At 75.0% G+C, this 635-nt stretch carries 2 protein-coding genes; both read left to right on the forward strand.

Annotated features, from left to right (window positions below; genetic code table 11):
• A partial coding sequence (locus AOK23_RS50895; RefSeq protein WP_420823788.1) for a sigma factor-like helix-turn-helix DNA-binding protein occupies positions 1 to 160 on the forward strand: 160 nt, incomplete at its 5' end.
• Positions 161 to 370: 210 nt separating this feature from the next.
• A partial coding sequence (locus tag AOK23_RS38340; RefSeq protein ID WP_157878277.1) for a MerR family transcriptional regulator occupies positions 371 to 635 on the forward strand: 265 nt, incomplete at its 3' end.

Raw genomic sequence — 635 nt, forward strand, 5'->3', positions numbered from 1 at the left:
CCTGACGCCGGTGCAACGGCGGCTGCTGGGCATGGCCGTCTACGGCGACATGACCCAGACCCAGATCGCCGAGCAGACGGGACTGCCCCTGGGCACGGTGAAGAGTCATATCCGCCGGGCCCTGCACTCGCTGCGGCGCGTGATGGAACCGTCCGCCTGATCCCGGCCGGACGGCTTGGCGGCCGGACGGTTGGGTGGCTGTGCGGGCGGGCGGCCCGGGCGGGGTGGCGGCCTGAGCGGCCGACCGGGGGTGAGTACTGTTGCCGCCCCCTGGGGTGTCGTCGCGGCGCGCATCCGAACACCCGTAGGACGGGGAATACCTCTCATGCCCCGAGGCCCGGGACATCGGCTACGGCGCTGGAGGCACAGGATGGACGCGCACGAGGAACCCGGCGTGGTCGGGGCCGGCGTGACGACCGGGGTGCTCGCGCGCGGGCTCGGCATCTCGCCCACCACCCTGCGCTCGTGGGACCGCCGCTACGGGCTGGGACCGGCGGCCAGGGTCGAGGGCCGGCATCGGCGCTGGACGGCCGAGGACGTCGCGATGGTGCGGGAGATGTGCCGCCTGACGGCCGAGGGCCTTCCCCCGGCGGAGGCGGCCCGTACCGACAAGGCCCAGGCGGCCCGGAACGGCG

Source organism: Streptomyces torulosus (assembly GCF_001419765.1).
Classification (GTDB): domain Bacteria; phylum Actinomycetota; class Actinomycetes; order Streptomycetales; family Streptomycetaceae; genus Streptomyces; species Streptomyces torulosus.